12 protein-coding genes are annotated in these 17,321 nt (G+C 68.6%); 9 read left to right on the top strand and 3 right to left on the bottom strand.

Features of this window, described 5'->3' with window-relative positions; genetic code table 11:
• On the bottom strand, nucleotides 1–1,032 hold the full coding sequence (locus C1I93_RS05785) for an NAD-dependent epimerase/dehydratase family protein (RefSeq protein ID WP_212808731.1): 1,032 nt from the start codon (nucleotides 1,030–1,032) through the stop codon (nucleotides 1–3).
• A 306-nt stretch (nucleotides 1,033–1,338) separates the two neighbouring features.
• On the opposite strand from C1I93_RS05785, the gene C1I93_RS05790 reads away from it, so the two are divergent.
• The 9 genes from C1I93_RS05790 to C1I93_RS05830 all read left to right on the top strand — a co-directional run bounded on the left by C1I93_RS05790 (nucleotide 1,339) and on the right by C1I93_RS05830 (nucleotide 12,238).
• Nucleotides 1,339–2,508, top strand: a complete 1,170-nt coding sequence (locus tag C1I93_RS05790) for an endonuclease/exonuclease/phosphatase family protein (RefSeq protein WP_111242179.1) — start codon at nucleotides 1,339–1,341, stop codon at nucleotides 2,506–2,508.
• Between the two features lie 151 nt (nucleotides 2,509–2,659).
• On the top strand, nucleotides 2,660–3,685 hold the full coding sequence (locus tag C1I93_RS05795; RefSeq protein ID WP_111242180.1) for a glycosyltransferase family 2 protein: 1,026 nt from the start codon (nucleotides 2,660–2,662) through the stop codon (nucleotides 3,683–3,685).
• Nucleotides 3,686–3,725: 40 nt separating this feature from the next.
• The gene (locus C1I93_RS05800) at nucleotides 3,726–5,549 is read left to right on the top strand and encodes an AfsR/SARP family transcriptional regulator (RefSeq protein ID WP_146603433.1); all 1,824 of its coding nucleotides are present in this window, start codon (nucleotides 3,726–3,728) and stop codon (nucleotides 5,547–5,549) included.
• A gap of 197 nt (nucleotides 5,550–5,746) precedes the next feature.
• A complete protein-coding gene (locus C1I93_RS05805; RefSeq protein WP_111242182.1) occupies nucleotides 5,747–6,706 on the top strand; it encodes a lysylphosphatidylglycerol synthase domain-containing protein in 960 nt (319 codons plus the stop codon).
• A gap of 74 nt (nucleotides 6,707–6,780) precedes the next feature.
• Nucleotides 6,781–7,926, top strand: coding sequence for a glycosyltransferase family 4 protein (locus C1I93_RS05810; RefSeq protein ID WP_111242183.1), 1,146 nt, complete (start codon nucleotides 6,781–6,783; stop codon nucleotides 7,924–7,926).
• Nucleotides 7,927–7,945: 19 nt separating this feature from the next.
• Nucleotides 7,946–8,959: a glycosyltransferase family 2 protein gene (locus C1I93_RS05815; RefSeq protein ID WP_181445025.1), complete on the top strand. Its 1,014-nt coding sequence runs from the start codon at nucleotides 7,946–7,948 to the stop codon at nucleotides 8,957–8,959.
• Nucleotides 8,960–9,003: 44 nt separating this feature from the next.
• On the top strand, nucleotides 9,004–9,942 hold the full coding sequence (locus C1I93_RS05820) for an oxidoreductase (protein ID WP_111242185.1): 939 nt from the start codon (nucleotides 9,004–9,006) through the stop codon (nucleotides 9,940–9,942).
• A 203-nt stretch (nucleotides 9,943–10,145) separates the two neighbouring features.
• On the top strand, nucleotides 10,146–11,348 hold the full coding sequence (locus C1I93_RS05825; RefSeq protein WP_111242186.1) for a PQQ-dependent sugar dehydrogenase: 1,203 nt from the start codon (nucleotides 10,146–10,148) through the stop codon (nucleotides 11,346–11,348).
• Nucleotides 11,348–12,238 carry a glycosyltransferase family protein gene (locus tag C1I93_RS05830; protein WP_111242187.1) on the top strand — a complete coding sequence of 297 codons (891 nt, stop codon included), beginning with the start codon at nucleotides 11,348–11,350 and terminating at the stop codon, nucleotides 12,236–12,238. Before C1I93_RS05825 ends, C1I93_RS05830 begins: the two co-directional genes overlap by 1 nt.
• Nucleotides 12,239–12,842: 604 nt before the next feature.
• Here C1I93_RS05830 and C1I93_RS05835 read toward each other — a convergent pair.
• On the bottom strand, nucleotides 12,843–15,713 hold the full coding sequence (locus C1I93_RS05835; protein ID WP_220039555.1) for a zinc-ribbon domain-containing protein: 2,871 nt from the start codon (nucleotides 15,711–15,713) through the stop codon (nucleotides 12,843–12,845).
• Between the two features lie 485 nt (nucleotides 15,714–16,198).
• Entirely contained in the window at nucleotides 16,199–16,822 is a 624-nt protein-coding gene (locus C1I93_RS05840) for a hypothetical protein (RefSeq protein WP_146603434.1), read from the bottom strand.
• Nucleotides 16,823–17,321 lie beyond the last annotated feature (499 nt).

Raw genomic sequence — 17,321 nt, forward strand, 5'->3', positions numbered from 1 at the left:
TCAGAACAGCGCCTTCGTCAGGCGAAGGGCGCCCTGCTTCCAGGGGTCGCGGTGAGTACGTCCGGCGCCACGTCGCGCGTCGGCGGCATTCGCCCGCCACCAGTCGTACGTCTTCAGCAACGCCTGTTCGTTGCTGAACCGGGGACTGAATCCGAGTCGCTGCGCCGCCCGGTCGATCGAGACGTACGAGTCGCGGGTCAGCTTGTGCACGAGTCGCTTGTAGACCGGTGAGAGCCGCATCGCGGCGAGCACGCGCAGCGCGGCGACGGCCGGCCCCACCGGCACGGTCAGGACCCGCTTGCCATGGCCGGCGGCGTCGAGCACCGCCTGGAAGTCCTCCCGCAGGGTGCCGAACTCGCGGGCACCGATGTTGAAGGTGTCGTTGACCTTGGCGTCGGGCTCCTGACAGATCAGCTGGATGGCGTCGCAGAGGTCCTCGACGTCGAGCATCTGGGTGGCGACGTTGCCACCGCCGATCAGTGGGAAGTGGCGGCCCTCGTCGGCCCACTCGAAGAGCATGGCGAAGAGGCCGAGGCGCTCCTCGCCGAGGAAGGTCTTGGGCCGCACGATGGGGGCACAGAGTCCCTGCCCGCGGTGGCGGAGCACTGCGGTCTCGGCACCGAGCTTGGCGGCGGAGTACGGGTCCACCGGCTCGCACGGGTAGTCCTCCGGGGTGGGGCAGTGTCGGGGCAGCCCGTAGACCGCAGTGGACGAGATGTGCACGAACCGGTCCACACCTGCCCGCCGCGCTGCCCTCAATGCCGCCTCGGTGCCGTCCACATCCACCGACCGGATCTCCGTCGCCCGGTGGCTGGGCAGCGCGGCGGCGGAGTGGATGACCACGTCGGCGCCGCGGAAGGCACGGGTCATCGCGTCGACGTCTCGGACGTCGGCTCTGATGAAGGTGGCCCGCCCCTGCACTCGCGGCGCGAGTGGGCGGATGTCCACTCCGGTCCAGGTCACGTGCGGCCAGGGTCTCGCCAGCAACGCGGTACCCAACATGCCTGCCGCCCCGGTCACCACAACGTGCACTTTCACCTCCCGTTTCCGAAAAAATGCAGCTCGATCGCCGGCATTGTCACGCCTTTATGACGCTTCCGTTTCAGACATTTGTTGCCATGCGGAATTTACCGATTGGCAACAGATTACCTACGAGCAGTCCAGCTATTGGCTCTTGTGACGCTAGCGATCGGCGATTGCCCTCTCCTTGGTGACCGGGCCAAGATTCAACCAAGGTCCCTATCGATAGCTTTTCGGAGCGGGTACCGATCTCGGCAGGAACCGGGGCCACCTAAAGGAGTTGTCATGACGGAAGCGGCCGGAAGAACGACCGCAATAATGGACGAAACGGAACCCGAGCCCTCGTCGGAACCTCGTACCCGGTCGCGGTGGCGCCGCTGGGGCCTGCGCCTTGCCGCCGTGACCTGCGTCGGCTGGTTGGTCATGGTCGCCCTGCACCACGTGCTGAGCGCCCGGACCTACCTGTGGGGGCCGATCGACCTGCTCCCGCCGATCGTCTGGGCGGCGGTCCCGGTGGCACTGTTGCCCGTGGCCTGGCTGGCCCGGCCGATGCGTTGGCGGCTGGTCGGCGCGGCCCTGCTCGCCCTGGTGCTCGGCGTGGGCTACAGCGGGATCAACTTCGCGACCGTGTTCTACACACCGCCACCGGCACCCGCCGACGCCATCAAGGTGGTGACCTGGAACACCGAGTACTGGGACCAGGACCGCCGCAACGACGGCGAGCAGCGCACCACCACCGCGGAGTTCTACGACTATCTGCGCAAGATGGACGCCGACGTCTACCTGCTGCACGAGTACGCCAACGTCGACGACTCGCTTGTCGACATCTTCGCGCAGGCGTACGAGATCGACCAGACGGCCCAACTGGAGGCCGCCTTCCCCGGCTACACGATCGTCCGCGAAGGACGCAACGTGACGCTCACCCGGTTGCCGGTCGTCGGGCACGCCTGGCTCGACTCGACGCCGTACCTGCCGGACGACCTGAAGCCGGTGCCGCCGGCTCTCGTCGACCGGCCGCTCTTCTACACGTCGCAGGCACTGCGCACCGACATCCAGGTAAACGGCCAGGTCGTCTCGTTCTACAACTCGCACATCTTCCAGCCACCGGTCCGGATCCTGCTGCTGCGCAGCGACGACGACCGGAACATGTTCGAGATCGACCGCTTCAACTTCGAGATCCGGCAGGCCAGCTACCAAGCCATCGCGGCCGACCTGGAGAAGAACCAGAACCGCGCGGTGATGGCGGGCGACCTGAACACCTCACCGTCGATGAACCTCCTCGACATGGTCCCCGACCGACTGGTCGACCAGACCAAGGCGCTCTCCTCGCTCTATCCGGTCACCTGGCCGGTGGGCGACAAGCCCCGACTGTGGCGAATCGACTGGCTTTTCACCACCCCGGACGTCACGGTGCACAGCTATGACCTGGCCATGCCCCAGGGGCTGTCCGACCACAAGGCTCAGCAGTTCGTCATCTCCGCCCACTAGGCCGATGAACGGGAGGCCGATCAGCAGGTACCCGCAGTTATTCCGAATGGACTAGGGTGACGACGGACATTCTCGACGACGAGAAACCGCAACGACCAGGAGCCGTCGTCCACCTCCCCAGCGCAGCCGAAATCCTGCCAGAGGAGCATCAATGGCCCCCCCAAAGCCGCCACTGGTATCAGTGGTGATCCCCTGCCACAACAGCAAGAAGACCATCGCCCTGAGCGTCTTGTCGGCATTGAATCAGACCTACCAGCCGATCGAGGTCATCGTCGTCGACGATGCCAGCACCGACGAGACCCCACAGCTCGTCAAGAAACTTGATTGCACGCTGATCGAGCTGACCGATAATGTCGGTGCCGGCCCGGCCCGTAACCGCGGGATAGCGGCAAGCCGAGGCGAAATTCTCTTCTTTCTCGACTCCGATGTCGCCCTCGCCCCCGACGCGGTCGCCAACGCGGTGAAGATCTTCGAGGAGAACCCCGCCTACGGTGCCGTCTGGGGCGTCTACGGCGATCGCCCCCTCGTCGACGACGGCGTGGTGGAGTGGGTGCAGGTGCTCTACGGCCACTACCGGGCGACCCGCAAGCTCGGTCCGGCCCGGACCGGCCACTTCGCCAGTGGCGCCATCCCCCGCCGGGTCATCGACGAGATCGGGGCCTTCGACGAACGGCTACTCGGGCAGTACGCCAACGAGGACCACGAGTTCAGCCTCCGGATCGCGGAGCACTATCCGGTCACCCGAACCCTGTCGGTGATCGGATACCACGACGACGACGACCAGCTCTCCTCGATCCTGCGCAAGCTCTACCGGCGGGCCAGCTCGCTGGTACCCCTCATCTTCAAGCAACGCGAGTTGAAGCCCGAGCGGGAGGCCACCCACCGGCCTGCCGAGGTCGCGGCCGCCTTCCTGGCCACTGTCAGCCTCCCCCTGGCACTGGTCTCCCCCTACCTGGCGGTCGTTCCGGTGGCCTTCCTGGCCTGGTTCATCGGAGTCGATCTCCCGCTGTTGAACTACGTCCGACGCACCGCAGGCTGGCGGATGGTCCCGCCCAGCGCACTACTCAGCTTCGTCTATGGGCTTGCCATCTCTGCTGGCGCGTTGAGCGGTGGCCTGCGCTACCTGCTCGACGTCCGCTTTCGACAAAGGTACCGAACGCCGGCCGAAGTGCACTGATGCACTTCAGCCCCGTGCGGCGTGACAACGGGGAGAACATGTGAGGATCAGACTTCTGGGCCCTGTCGAGGTGGAATCGGCCGACGGGCCGCTCGACGTGGGACCGCGTCAGCGTCGCGCGGTCCTGGCGGCGCTGGCCATGGACGCTGGCGCCCCAGTGCCGATCGACACCCTGACCGAGCGGGTCTGGGGACCGGCGGCTCCGGAGGCGCCCCGCAGCGCCCTCTACGCACACGTCGCCCGCCTCCGCCGTGCCCTGGCTCAGGTCGACAACGGCTCCGGCAACCCGGTCACCCTGAGCCGGCACGGCGACGGGTACGTGCTCAACGTCGACCGCCAGCAGGTGGACCTGCACCGGCTGCACAGTCTCATCGAGCCGGGCCGGGCGGCGACACCGCCCGGCGACCCCGGACGGATCACCGCGCTCCGTGAGGCGATGGAGCTGTGGCGGGGTGACCCGCTGTCCACACTCTCCAGTGACTGGGCGGTCCGGGTGCGTCGCAGCGTGGCGTCGCAGCTGATCGGCGTGGCGGGTGCCTGGGCCGCCGAGGAGTTGCGACTCGGCAACCCGGAGGCGGTGGTCGACCGGCTGGCTCGGATCCTCGGCTCGTACCCGCTCGCCGAACCGCTCGTGGTGCTGCAGATGCGGGCGCTCTGCGCGATGGGACGCACTCCCGAGGCGTTGCAGTACTACGTCGAGACCCGCGCGCAGATCGTCGAGCAGTTCGGTGCCGAGCCCGGCCCCGAGCTGCGCAACCTGCACGTCGCGATCCTGCGGGGCGAACTCGACGAGCCGTACGCGGGCGGCACCGGGCAGACCTCCGCCCCGGTCCGGCACGTACCGCGGCAGCTACCCGCCGACATCGCCCGATTCTCCGGCCGACGCGACGACCTCGCCCCGATCCTGGACTGGCTGAGCCCCGCCGGCACCGCCGGCTCCGCGCCGGTCGTCTCCATCTACGGGGCGGCCGGTGTCGGGAAGTCCACCCTGGCGATCCACGCCGCGCACAAGTTGACCAGCCGCTACCCGGACGGCCAGTTGTACATCGACCTGCGTGGCACGAGCGCTGACGCGGAGCCGCTGACCCCAGTTGACGCGCTCGCCCGGCTGCTACGCACGCTCGGGGTCAGCATGAGCTACGTCGGGGAGCAGGTCGACGAGGCCGCGGCCCAGTTCCGGTCGGTCGTCGCCGGCCGACGGTTGCTGCTGGTGCTCGACAACGCCGTCGACGCCGCCCAGGTTCGCCCGCTACTCCCCAGCGGCGCCGGCTGCGCCACGCTGGTGACCAGCCGGCAACCGCTGGCGGGGCTCAGCGATGTCTGCCAGCTGCGCGTCGGACGACTCACCCTGCCCGACGCCATCGCGCTGCTGAGCCACTGGGTTGGCGGGCAACGGGTGGCCGCCGAGCCGGAGGCCGCGGTGGCGATCGCCGAGTGGTGCGAGTGCCTGCCGCTGGCGCTACGTATCGTCGGCGCCCGCCTCGTGGCCCGCCCCGGATGGCCCCTCGCCGAGCTGCGCGATCGGCTCGCCGACGAGCGCCGCCGGCTGGACAACCTGGAGTTCGACGGTGTCGGCCTACGGGCCAGCATGGCCGGCTCCTACGACCGCCTCTCCGGCAGCGCGGACCGCTCCGAGCGGGCCATCGCCGAGGCGTTCAAGCTGCTGGGCACGTCGACGATGACGGAACTCAGCCGGTCGACCGCCGCCCGGCTGCTCGCCCGCTCCGAGGCGCACACCGAACGCATCCTGGAGCGCCTCGTCGACGTGCAACTACTGGAGACCTCGACGCCGGGCAGTTACCGGATGGGCGAACTTCTCCGGTTGTACGCCCGAGAACGCTTCGCCGGACTCCACGAGAAATGATCGGCGACTTGCCGGACAAGGATGAGACAAGCGTTTACCGCTAGCGTGACTCACCAGAGCGAGTCCTTTTCGGCGATCGGAGAAGGTGGCGCGTGTCGACAAGCGAACTGAACGCACAGCAGACCTTCCCGGGAATTGCCATAGCCACAACCGCCAAGCCGCAGAAAAGGTGGCGGATACTGCTCCGGCGAGTCGTCATGGGTCTGCTGCTCGCAGTGACCGTGGCCTTCATCGTGATCGCGCTACGTGGCCAGGACTGGTCGACGGTCGCCGGGACGCTGCGCGACCAGCGGCCCGGTTTCGTCGTGATGATGGCGGCGCTGGCCGTACTCACCAACGCCGCCGGTCTGGTCGCGGCGATGATCTCCTGGCGGGCCATGCTCGCCGGCGTCGGCGAGCGGGTCTCCGCGACGGACGCGGCACGGATCTTCTACTTCGGCCAGTTCGTCAAGTACGTGCCCGGGAAGGTGATGGGCTTCCTGCTGAGTGTCCAGATGGGTCGGAGCATCGGCGTACCGGCGAGCCGGATGGGTGCGGCATGGCTGCTGGCCCTCGTCGTGAGTCTGCTGACCGGCGCCACCGTGGGACTGGCCGCCGGCCCCGAGGTCTTCGGTGCGTCATCGGCCTGGCTCCTGCTGGCCGTCCTGCCGGTGGCGGCGGTCCTGGTCCACCCGGCGCTGGTCGGCAAGGCCGGGCAGCTGCTCGCCCGGCTGCGCCGCCGCCCGGAGCCGCCGTCGGCGGTCTCCGGGCCCAGCATCCGACGGGCCGTCGTCGCCCAGTTGCTGGCCTGGCTGATCGGCGGGGCCCACCTCTGGGTCCTCGCGGTGGCGATGGGCGCGCCGCCGCTGCGTGCGCTCCCGCTCTGCGTCGGTGCCTTCGGCCTCGGCGCGGTCGCCGGGGTGATCGCCGTCTTCGCCCCCGACGGCATCGGGGTCCGGGAGGTGGTGGTGCTGGCCGCGCTCAGCGTCATCCTGCCGGTCCCGGTGGCCGGGGTGGTGGCGCTGGTCAGCCGGGTCGTGGTGACGCTGAGCGAACTCGCCACCGCCGGGGTTGGCCTGCTGGTGACCGAAGCGCTCGGCCGACGCCGGCGGCGCGGCGTGGACAAGGGCGGCACGAGAACCGACCCGACGGATCCCAAGCTATCGCCAAGAACCTGACCACAGGCGACCGGATAATGTTTTCGGAGAATGTGAATTCGGCCCGCAGCCTAATCTCGGAGAATGCGGTATCCATGCCGGACAAGAAATACGACCTGACGATCGCAGCCACCTACTACGAACCGTACGTCAGCGGCTTCACCCAAACGGTGCGCAGCATTGCCGAGGGTCTGTCCAATCGAGGTTGGCGGGTCGCCGTCGTCGCGGCCCAGCACGATCCCGAACTGCCGCTGCGAGACGTTGTCGGCGGGGTGGACGTCTACCGTTCTCCGGTGCTGATGCGGGCGGGGCGGAGGCTCATCGCCCCCCGCTACCCGATACTTGCCGGGCAGGTGGCGGGAAACTCGTCGCTGCTGCACCTCAACCTGCCGACGTCGGGGGCGGGCCTACTGACGTCACTGGCCCGCCGCGTACCGATGGTGAGCATGCTGCACGCCGATCCCCACCTTCCGCAGAGCAGGTTCAGCCAGGGGTTGAGGCACGCCTCGGACGTCGCCTACCGGGCGGCCATCCGCCGCTCCGACGCCGTCGTGGCGACCAGCCACGACCAGGCGTACGCCTCCCGGTTCTGGCCGGTCATCCGCCACCGCAACTTCACCCCGATCGCACCCCCGTGCCTGGACCGGCGGGGCGGGCAACCCCACTACCGGGAGACCCGCGGCCTGCACGTCGGCTTCTTGGGGCGGATCGTGGCGGACAAAGGCATCGGATACCTGGTGCGGGCGTTCCAGCGGATCACCGACCCGGACGCCCGGCTGTTGATCGCGGGCAACTACCACACGGCCGCCGGCCGGAGCGACCTCCCCGTCGTGCAGGCGGAGATCGACCGGGACAGCCGGGTACGGATCCTCGGCGAGCTGCGCGGCCGGGAGGTCAACGACCTCTACGCCTCCATCGACGTGTTCGCGCTACCGACGGTCGCCGGGTCGTTCGGCACCGTGCTGGCCGAGGCCATGATGTGCGGCGTCCCGTCGGTGACGACCGACCTCCCCGGCAGCCGGTACCCGGTCACCGCGACCGGATTCGGCCGGTTGATCCCCGCCGGCGACCCGAGGGCGCTGGAGCGAGCCATCTCCGAGTTGGCAACGGCGCCTCGGGAGTGGAAGGAGCAGAAGGCCCGCGCGGCACGGGCCCGGTTCTCCGTGGCGACATCGCTGGATGCACACGAGGTCCTCTTCACCAGCCTTCGAGAACGAACCGCCTCTCGGCAACACCGATGAAAGGAAGGGTTGGAGCCCGATGAACGAGCAGCCACTGGTCTCGGTGATCATCCCGAACTACAACTACGCCAGCACGATCGGCGAGTGCGTCAAGGCGGCGAAGAGCCAGACGTACCCCGCCGTCGAGGTCATCGTGGCCGACGACGCCAGCACGGACGACTCGGTGGCGATCGCCCGCTCCCTCGGCGTCACCGTGTTGCAGGTCCCGGTCAACAGCGGCGTCTCCACGGCGCGGAACCTGGGCGCCCGACACGCCAAGGGCGAGGTGCTGTTCTTTGTGGACTCCGATGTCGCGCTCGATCCCGACGCCGTCGAGCGGGCGGTCGAGTACCTGCGTACCGAACCGCAGCTCGGTGCGATCTGCGGCATGTACCGAGCCGAGCCGATGTTTCCCGACAGCCTGGTCAAGCGCTACCGCGCCATCCAGCAGTACGTGTGGTTCTGCGAGGTCGAGGGCGCCATCCCGGGCCTGCACTCGGCGCTGTTCGCGATGAGGAAGGAGACGTTCCTGGAGGTCGGTGAGTTCAACGACCGACTACGGTGGACCGAGGAGCAGGACTACGGCTTCCGGCTCAACGCCCGATACGAGGTCAAGGCCGTGCCCACGATCCGGGGCCGGCACGACCACGACGGCACGCTGCGGGTGATGCTGACCAAGGTGTTCAACCGCACCCGGCTCGGTGCGCCGAACTGGTTGCGGCTGAACAAGCTCCCCGGCGGCGCCGGCACCGGCTACCGGGCGTTGGGCAGCGCTTTCGTCCTGGCGGCCGTGATCGCACTTGTCTCGTCGGCACTTCTCGGCCCCTGGGCGCTCCTTGCCGCCGCGGTGCTGACCGGGATCGGCATCGCGTGCGACAAGCGCACCTATGCGTACGCGTACCGTCACCATGGGGTCGTGTTTGGACTACAATTCACGGTGCTCCACCTCGCGGTGACGCTCACCTCGGCGGTGGCCGCCGGCATCGGCATCCTCCAGGGATTGCTGCTCCCAAGCATGACGCGACGGCTCTACCGCATCGAGAACCCCGCCTGACCCCCATGCGCCGGCATCAGCGGTGCCCGACCGGAAAGTTGGACATGACTGTTTCCAAGCAGCCTGACGCCCTGGGCTTCGATATCGACAGCACAGCGACCGAGGTGCTCACCGGCATCGACCTTTCCGGCAGGTTCGCCATCGTCACCGGCGGATACTCCGGTCTGGGTTTGGCGACCACCCGTGCCCTCGCCGCCGCCGGTGCCGAGGTTCTCGTCCCGGCCCGGCGTACGGACGTCGCGCGGGAGGCGGTCGCCGGCATCGACGGCGTACAGGTCGACGAGCTCGACCTGGCCGACCTCGACAGCGTGCGGAACTTCGCGGACCGGGTCCTGGACTCGGGACGCAGCATCGACATCTTGATCAACAACGCGGGCATCATGGCCACCCCGCTGACCCGCGTCGGTCCGGGCTGGGAGGCGCAGTTCGCCACCAACCACCTGGGGCACTACGCCCTGGTCAACCGGCTCTGGCCAGCCCTCGTCGCCGACGGCGGCGCCCGGGTCGTCGTCCTCTCCTCAGGCGCCGGGGAGAACCCCCGCATCAACTGGGACGACTTGCACTTCGAGAACGGCTACGACAAGTGGGGGGCGTACAGCCAGTCGAAGTCGGCCAACATCCTCTTCGCCGCCGAGCTCGACCGGCTGGGGCGGGCGTCCGGGGTGCGCGCCTTCTCGGTGAACCCCGGCTACATCCTCACCCCGCTGCAGCGGCACCTCTCCAAGGAGGAGATGGTCGGTGCCGGCTGGATCGACGAGAACGGCACCGCCCTGCTGCCCGAGTTCCGGGCCCCCGAGCAGGGTGCCGCGACGCAGGTCTGGGCCGCGACGTCAGCCGGGCTGGAGAGTGAGGGCGGCAGCTACCTGCAGGCGTGCAAGGTCGTCAAGAGCTTCGACGGCCCCGAGGAGCGCGAGGCGGCCGAGCGGCTCTGGGCGCTGTCGGCCGACTTGACCGGCGTCGACGCGTTCGGCAAGTCGGCGTAGTCCGCGCCGCGGGGCCGGCACTCGTCGCTGACCACCCGGCCGGAACGTGACGCGCGAGGTGCCCCCGGTGGTCCGGTCAGTGACCGGTCGACCGGGGGCATTCGCTCTCCCGGCACTGTCGGATGAAATCGATCAGGGTTGATGTATTGTGGGGAACGCCTCCGCTCGCGTCCTCCACTCGACCTGCTCGAGGAGTTGAAAACATGTTGCGACGGCGTTGTCGTCCGGTCCCCCTGCTGGCCGGGCTGCTCGTTCTGGTCCTGTCCGCGCTCCTGTTGCCACCGGCTTCGGCGGCCGGCACCGCCAGAGCCGACACATCCCAGACCAGCAGGGTGCCACTCACCGGGCTGCCGGACGGCCGGATGCTGATCGCGGAGAAGAACGGCACCGTCCGCGCCTACCACCCCGACACCGGCCTGGCGGCCGAGCCGGTGCTCGACCTGACCGCCCGGATCGACACGTCGGGCAACGAGCGCGGCCTGCTCGGCATCACGCCAGCACCGAACTTCGCCCGGACCGGGATCCTCTACCTGGCGTACACGAGCCTCCCGGCCGGCGCGCTGACCCTGGCGCGAGTGCCCATCGGCGCTCCCGGGCGGCTACAGGTGCTGCTCACCCAGGAGCACGCCGAGTACAACAACCACAACGGCGGACAGGTGGCGTTCGGCCGCGACGGCTACCTCTACTGGTCCCTCGGCGACGGCGGGCACGCGAACGACCCGTTCAAGGCCGGCCAGGACCTCGGCACCCTACTCGGCAAGATCGTACGGATCGACGTCAACCGCAGCTGCGGGGCGAAGCCCTACTGCGTACCCTCCGACAACCCGTTCGTCCGCAAGCGCGACGCACGGCCGGAGATCTGGCTCTACGGGCTGCGCAACCCGTGGCGGTTCTCCGTCGACCCGGCCGACGGCTCACTGTGGATCGGTGACGTCGGCCAGGGCCTGGTCGAGGAGATCAACCACGTCCGCCCGTGGCAGGGCGGGGCGAACCTCGGCTGGTCCTGCCGAGAGGGCACCCCGGTGTTCGACCCGGACCAGTGCCAGCCGGGCGTGAAGTACGTCGACCCGGTCTTCGAGTACGAACATTTCATGACCGAGAACTGCTCGGTGACCGGCGGCGTGGTCTACCGGGGATCCGCCACCCCGGAGGCACGGGGGACCTACATCGCGAGCGACTACTGCTCGACCCTCGCATTCGCCGTACGCCCCAAACCCACCGGCGGCTACGAGACCGCCACCATCGGCAACTTCCCCATCCAACCGACGGCGATCGACGCCGACGTGCACGGCGAACTGTACGCACTCAGTGACCTGCCGGGATGGCTGAGCCGGGTCCGGTTCGAGCGGGTCCCGCCAGCCGCTGGCGGCGGCGAGTCACCCACGTCGGTGGGAGGAGCACGCTGATGACGCGCGGTGTCTACTTCCTGGCTAATGACGACTTCATCGAGCGGGCCATCGGCTTCCTCAGCAGCTTCCGTTTCCACAACCCGTCCATCCCGCTGTGCTTCATCCCGTTCGCGGAGAACTGCGCGGGCGTCGCCGGGCTGGCTGATCGGTACGACTTCACCGTGTGGAGCGACGACCGCGTCTTGCGTACCTGCGACGAGATCAGCCGGGAGTTCCACGACGGCGTGACGATGGGTCACTACCGCAAACTGGCCATGTGGCAGGGCGACTTCGACGAGTTCCTCTACGTCGACTCGGACACGATCGTGCTGGATTCGGTCGACGTCGTCTTCCCGTACCTGGACCGCTACGACTTCGTGACCTCGCACTCGCACATTCCTGAGATCCGCCAATGGGTGTGGCGTGAGTCGATCTACGACACCGGGCTGCTCAACCGGGAGCAGATCGAGTACGCCACCAACACCGGGTTCGTCACCTCGCGGGCCGGTCTGATCGACCCCGAGGAGGTGCTGCGCGATCTGGCGGCGCCGCTCGCGCTCGCACCCCACATGGAGTTGCTCTGCCGCGAGCAGCCGTTGCTGAACTACCTCATCGTGACCTCCGGGCAGCCGTACTCGAGCCTGTCGCGCATCGCCGAAGAGACGAACGACCCGGACATCCCGCAAGAACAGTGGGCCGGTCTCGACATCGGCCGAGTGGAGGCGGGCCGGCTGGTGCCCTCGCGGGTCAGCCGGGTGCTGCTGGTGCACTGGGCCGGGGAGTGGGAGCGAGTACGCGCCCAGGGCGGACAGCTCCCGTACCACGAACTCTGGCAGCATTACCGCGCCATGGCCGACGACGGGCCGCCCGCCGGCATCGGCGTGGACGAGTTGGCGGACGCCAGGTAGACCGGGCCACGATAGTTCCCCTACTCATCGGTGCCCCGCCCACCGGCGGGCCACCAGCCCCCCGGATGCCAGCACCAATGCTCAACACTTCCCCGCCCTGCGTCGCCAACGGGGTGTGGCAGCGCGTCCCAGACGGCGTACGCGAAGAAGGCCCTGACCGGCAGGGTTCTGCCAGTCAGGGCCTTGCTTGGTGGTGCGCCGCCAGGGACTCGAACCCCGAACCCGCGGATTAAGAGTCCACGTTCTTCGATGTCGGGCTCTGTCGCCTGATGTTGAGAGCTGCCGTTTGAGCAGGTGAAGGGGCCGATGACATGCTGCGTCGTGTCGTCGGCTCCGGCACCGTTCCGGGACGTTTGGTCTCCCCTCGGTCCCCCGGAAGCCCCCCGAACCGGCGGGTTCACCCCAGCTCGGCGGGGTGACGTGTCTCGTTCAGGTTGATCAACCGACGCCAGCAGACCCCGCTTCTGGCCGATGAGAGTACGCAGGAACGGCCTCCGAATGCAGGTGGAAATGAGACACATGAGCTACGGCCGGCGGTCCAATCCGGTCGTTGGTCATCGCGTTCTACCGCCTGGGTGTGGCGATACTGCGCGACTGGCCGTCCTTAGAACAGTGGAGGCGCGTCGAACTTCGGCCCTTCACCCTTGCGGGCGATGCCGCCCCGCCTGCCAATCCTTGGATGACGGCACGCTCCGCAGCCCTGTCGCTGGATTCGGGCTGAGACCGTCGTCTCCCACTCCTTTGACCCGCAGCAGGGGCAGTGCCACCGGCAGCGGTCGTGGGATCCTGGGCGGAGCCGATCAGGTCCCCGATCAGGTTGGTCCAGGTTCTTCAGAAAGGTGCCCGCGATCTCGGGATGCAGGTCGGCCAGAGATCTACCGGGCGAAGGCTGCCGGCGGGACGCGGTGCGCCGGCGGATGCCGCACGGTTGGCAGCCGCGCCCGGAGGTACGGGTGACGACCGGCGCCACCCACTCGTGTGCACAGTCCGGGCATCGCCAGAGCACCCGGACGTTCGACCCCCGAGCCAGATCAAGCAGCTCGATGTCGCGGGTCTTGTCGACGTCGAGGATGCGCACGGCCTGGGTGAGTAGTTCGGGAGCGACGTCACGGACGCGGAGTTCGGCCCGGCTCAGACGAGCCTGGTAGGCGTGTTCCCGCCGGGAGCACACCGGGCAGCCGGTATTGCGCTGGGCGCGGCTGACCACGCGGGTGCGCCAGAGGTGCTGGCAGATGCCGCACTGCCAAACGCACCGGTCGGCCGATCCGGGAAGCAGCCACTGCGCGCCCATCTCCGGGCGCGTCAGGTTCTCGATCAGTTCGCTCGCCAGCTCCGGGAACAAGATGGCCAGGCTCTCGCCGGGTGGTGTGGTCTGGAACGCCTTCCACTCCTCGCGAGCGGCGCCGAGGCATGCGGCGATCCGATCGCCGGACAGGGGCGGGCACGGCACGGACTGCGACCGCAGCCACTCCGCGAGGACCAGAAACCATTCCGTCGCGTCCTTAGTGCCCGCGACCACGGTCTCCCCCGGAACCGGCGGCGTGCCGGGCTGCCGAACCCGCACATAGCGCACGCCCAGGTTGGCCATGACCGCTGATTTGCGTAGGTCTCGGGCGTGGGCAGTGGCGTCGGAGTGCCACTGGGCCGGGTCCAGGTCGATGTAGAGGCCAGCCGAGGGCAGGAAAAGGTCCAGCCGCTCCGCCGAGCGCCGGCCGCCGTCGAGGCGAGCGTCGACTTCTACCTCCTCGCCGGTCGCGGCCGCCAGCAGGTGCGCAAGCTCAATTTCGAGGAGGCTTCGGCCGCGACGGCGGCACCGTCCGCAGCCGTAGTCCGGTGATTTTGCGCGGTCGCGCACATGCGCCTCGAAGAGCGCACCGCACCGGCAGCGCCAAGAGCAGAGAGCACCAGCGCGCGGATACAGCGTCGCCGGGCCGTGCCCGGGCCAGGAAAGGTTCGTCACGAAGGACGCCGCGACCTCCGGCATGAGCGTGGCAAGCGACTTCTCCCTCGGGGCGACTCGGCTGGCAGCGCCCCGAGCCAGGTACGCGCAGGCGGCGCATAGCAGCCGGGTCGCCTGGGTGGCGACGGAGCGTTCGAAGTGCCGTGAACACTCCGGGCAGCGCCAGACGCAGATGTCGTTGGTCCCCGCGGTGAAGCTCTCCGGGCCACGCCCGGGATGGGACTCATTGGCGACAAACATCGCCGCCAGCTCCGGATGCGTGCCGATGAACGGCGCGGCTGCGCCAAGATCCCGCAGCAGTTCGCCCGCCCGTCGACGCCCGCAGGGCGGGCAGCCGCGGCCAGCGGTTCGGTTCGTTACGGTGGACACCCACTCGTGCGCGCAGTCGCCGCAGCGCCATGAGCACCGGTCGACCGAGTTCGGCCGAAGGAGGGCGGGGCCGCGCTCGGGACGCCGCTGGTTGGCGAGGAACTGCGCGGCGATCTCTGGGTACAGGTCAGCGAGCGATCGGCCTGGCTGCGGTGCGCCGCCCATCAACTCCGCGCATCGAGGGCAGGGCCGGCCGGCGCCAACGACGTTCAACACGGTCTGGTCCCACTCGTGATCGCATGCGCCGCACCGCCATCGGCACCGGTCGGTCGCGGATTTCGGCAGGAAGTCGGGGGTGCGATGCGGATGGGTGAAGTTGCGGACGAACATGTCGGCGACAGTGGGGTGGGTAGTGCGCAGTGGTGCGGTGGTCGGCGGCCGACGGTTCGCGGCCCGGCATCGTGGACAGACGCTTCCGGCCACCCGGAGCCGGACTCTCGTGTGCCAGGTGTTGCCGCAAGCACAGCGCCACCAGGCGACCTTGTCGGAACGGACGCTCACGTCGGCCACCGGCGTCTGCTCGGCTGGATCTTCCCAGCGCAGGAAAAACTCGACGATTTCCGGGCACGCGTCGCCGACCCGGTTGGCCACTCGCCGGGAGTTGGCGTCGGACCGGCGCTTGCCCGCGCACGGCTTGCAGCCGCCGCCCCCCGACAAGGTTCGCCGGACGGTCGGTCCCACCCAGGAGTAGCCGCAGGCCGAGCAGCGCCACCGCATCTGGGCCGTGGACTGGGCGCTGATCGTCTCGGGTGTGGCGGTGGGGTAGGTGACACACTCCAGCCACTCCGCGGCCAGTTCCGGCATGACTTCGGCCAGGCTGCGGCCCGGCTCCGGCGTATTGGCCTTGCGCCGCAGCCACCTCCGGCAATCCTTGCAGCCGGACGCTGCGCGCACCCGCACCGCGACGGCCTGCCACCACTCCAGCCCACAGGTCGCGCACCTCCACCGGGCCTTGCGATTCGAGCCCCGGGGAAGGTCGCCCAGATCCCCGACCCAGTTCTCGATCTCAAGCAGTTCCGGCAGGAGATCCGGATGCGCACTCGCCACCGTCTCCCTGATCTTGGCAGCCATGCCCGCATCGTCCCAGGCAAGTACGACATTTCCGCATGCCTCAGCGGCTGGAGCCGCCCAGCTGCCGCGGACCAATGGATTCATTCGGAAGCAAGTCGGATCGCACGGAATCACGGTGAGGCAGCGTCGTTCGCTCGGTCGTGTTGGCACCGCAAGATCAGATATCCTCATCTAGCCGCGACAACCGCAGCTACCCGACGAGTATCCGGTGAGGCCATCCGTTATTTCGTTGTCGTCCATCGGCTGATATCGGTGCCGGGCCAACCAAGATGCGCGAGATCGACCTCGGTGTCGCCGAAGCAACCTGCGAGTAGGTAAGCACCGTGGTTATCGAGCTGGTCGCGGCGCCGTTGGTAGCGGCGGATGGCGCGTGGATCGGCGTGACCGGCGCAGCCCTGGGGTCCGGCGCAGGTGCCCACCGGTGACGTCGAGGATCTCGGTGATGGCGGTATGCCGCAGGGAGTGTGGGCTTAACACGCTCGCCGCGGTCTGCCCGGCACGGCGGGCCAGGCGGCGGATCAGCCTGTGCCGATGACATGCGGCTCTTAGTCCGCCGCCGGTCACGCGACGGGAACCCACACCTGCCAGGAGACCTGAACGTCGACGAGTATCTCGCTGTCTGGCCAGGACCAGGACGGTTGGGCGCATCCATGCGAGGCGAACCAGCCGGACGTCCCGGAAACCGGATCTGCCATGGGGATCAGATCCGGCATCGACACCAGCATGGCTGTCACCTGGTGCCCGCCGAGGGCCCGCCACCGGATGAAGAACCGCTGGTGCGCGCACCCATTCATCGTCGCCGGAAAGCCATCGATCAAGGCCGAGTCCGGGCCGCCGAACACCCGGATGATGCCGTCGCCGCTGCGGTCGAAGCGATACCCGGGCCACGTCGATGGCCAGTCCGGGCGGTCGGGACCAGACCGGGCGACCAGGTCGGCGTCCCCCCACCGAACATCGGCATCAGGTTGGCGGCCCCGGCCGAGCCAGAGCACCAGCGAGACGGCGCCCCCCACCACAGCCATCAGCATCGCAATGACGCTGCTGATCCTGTCGGCACCGTCCAGACCGGCGCCCACAAGCAAGGCGGCAAGGCTGGCCGCAACCAGCACCCCGACAAGAGCGACGGAAGGCAGCAGCCAGCGCGGATGACCGGACCTGGCGGTCTTTCGAGCACCGATCACCACACGACGATCCCTTCCTACTGCAGCTCAGCGGCTCCGGCAGTATAGGGCCGGGCGGCGACCGCCACCTCAGGCCGGCCACGGGTCCAGGCAAGTCGATGTCGAGGCTCAACCGCCGCACGATCTCGGGGAGCAACGGCAGTGCGGTGGAGCGGTCCGGCCGCGACCGGGCATGGGGACAGGTGACGGTACTGTGCGTGTCGTGTCGAGTGCTCGGGCTCGCGGTGTAGGCGTAGCCAAGCCGATCCTCGCAGGCGGTGCACTCCACTCCGGAGAGTTGGTCGATGCTGCTGCCGGTGCTGGGCCGTTGACGTACGCGATCCTGGGCATGCCTTGCCAAACCGATGCTCCCGAGAGCTGCCGCGCACCTGGTACTGAGGTTCCCCCGGTAGCTCGGAGGCTTTCGATCATGCTCTGATGGAGCTGAAGGGAGTCATCCGTGGCAGCACCGAAGAAGTACCCCGATGAGCTGCGTGAACGTGCGGTGCGTTTGTATCGGGAG

It is taken from the genome of Micromonospora endophytica (genome assembly GCF_003236305.1).
Lineage (GTDB): Bacteria > Actinomycetota > Actinomycetes > Mycobacteriales > Micromonosporaceae > Micromonospora > Micromonospora endophytica.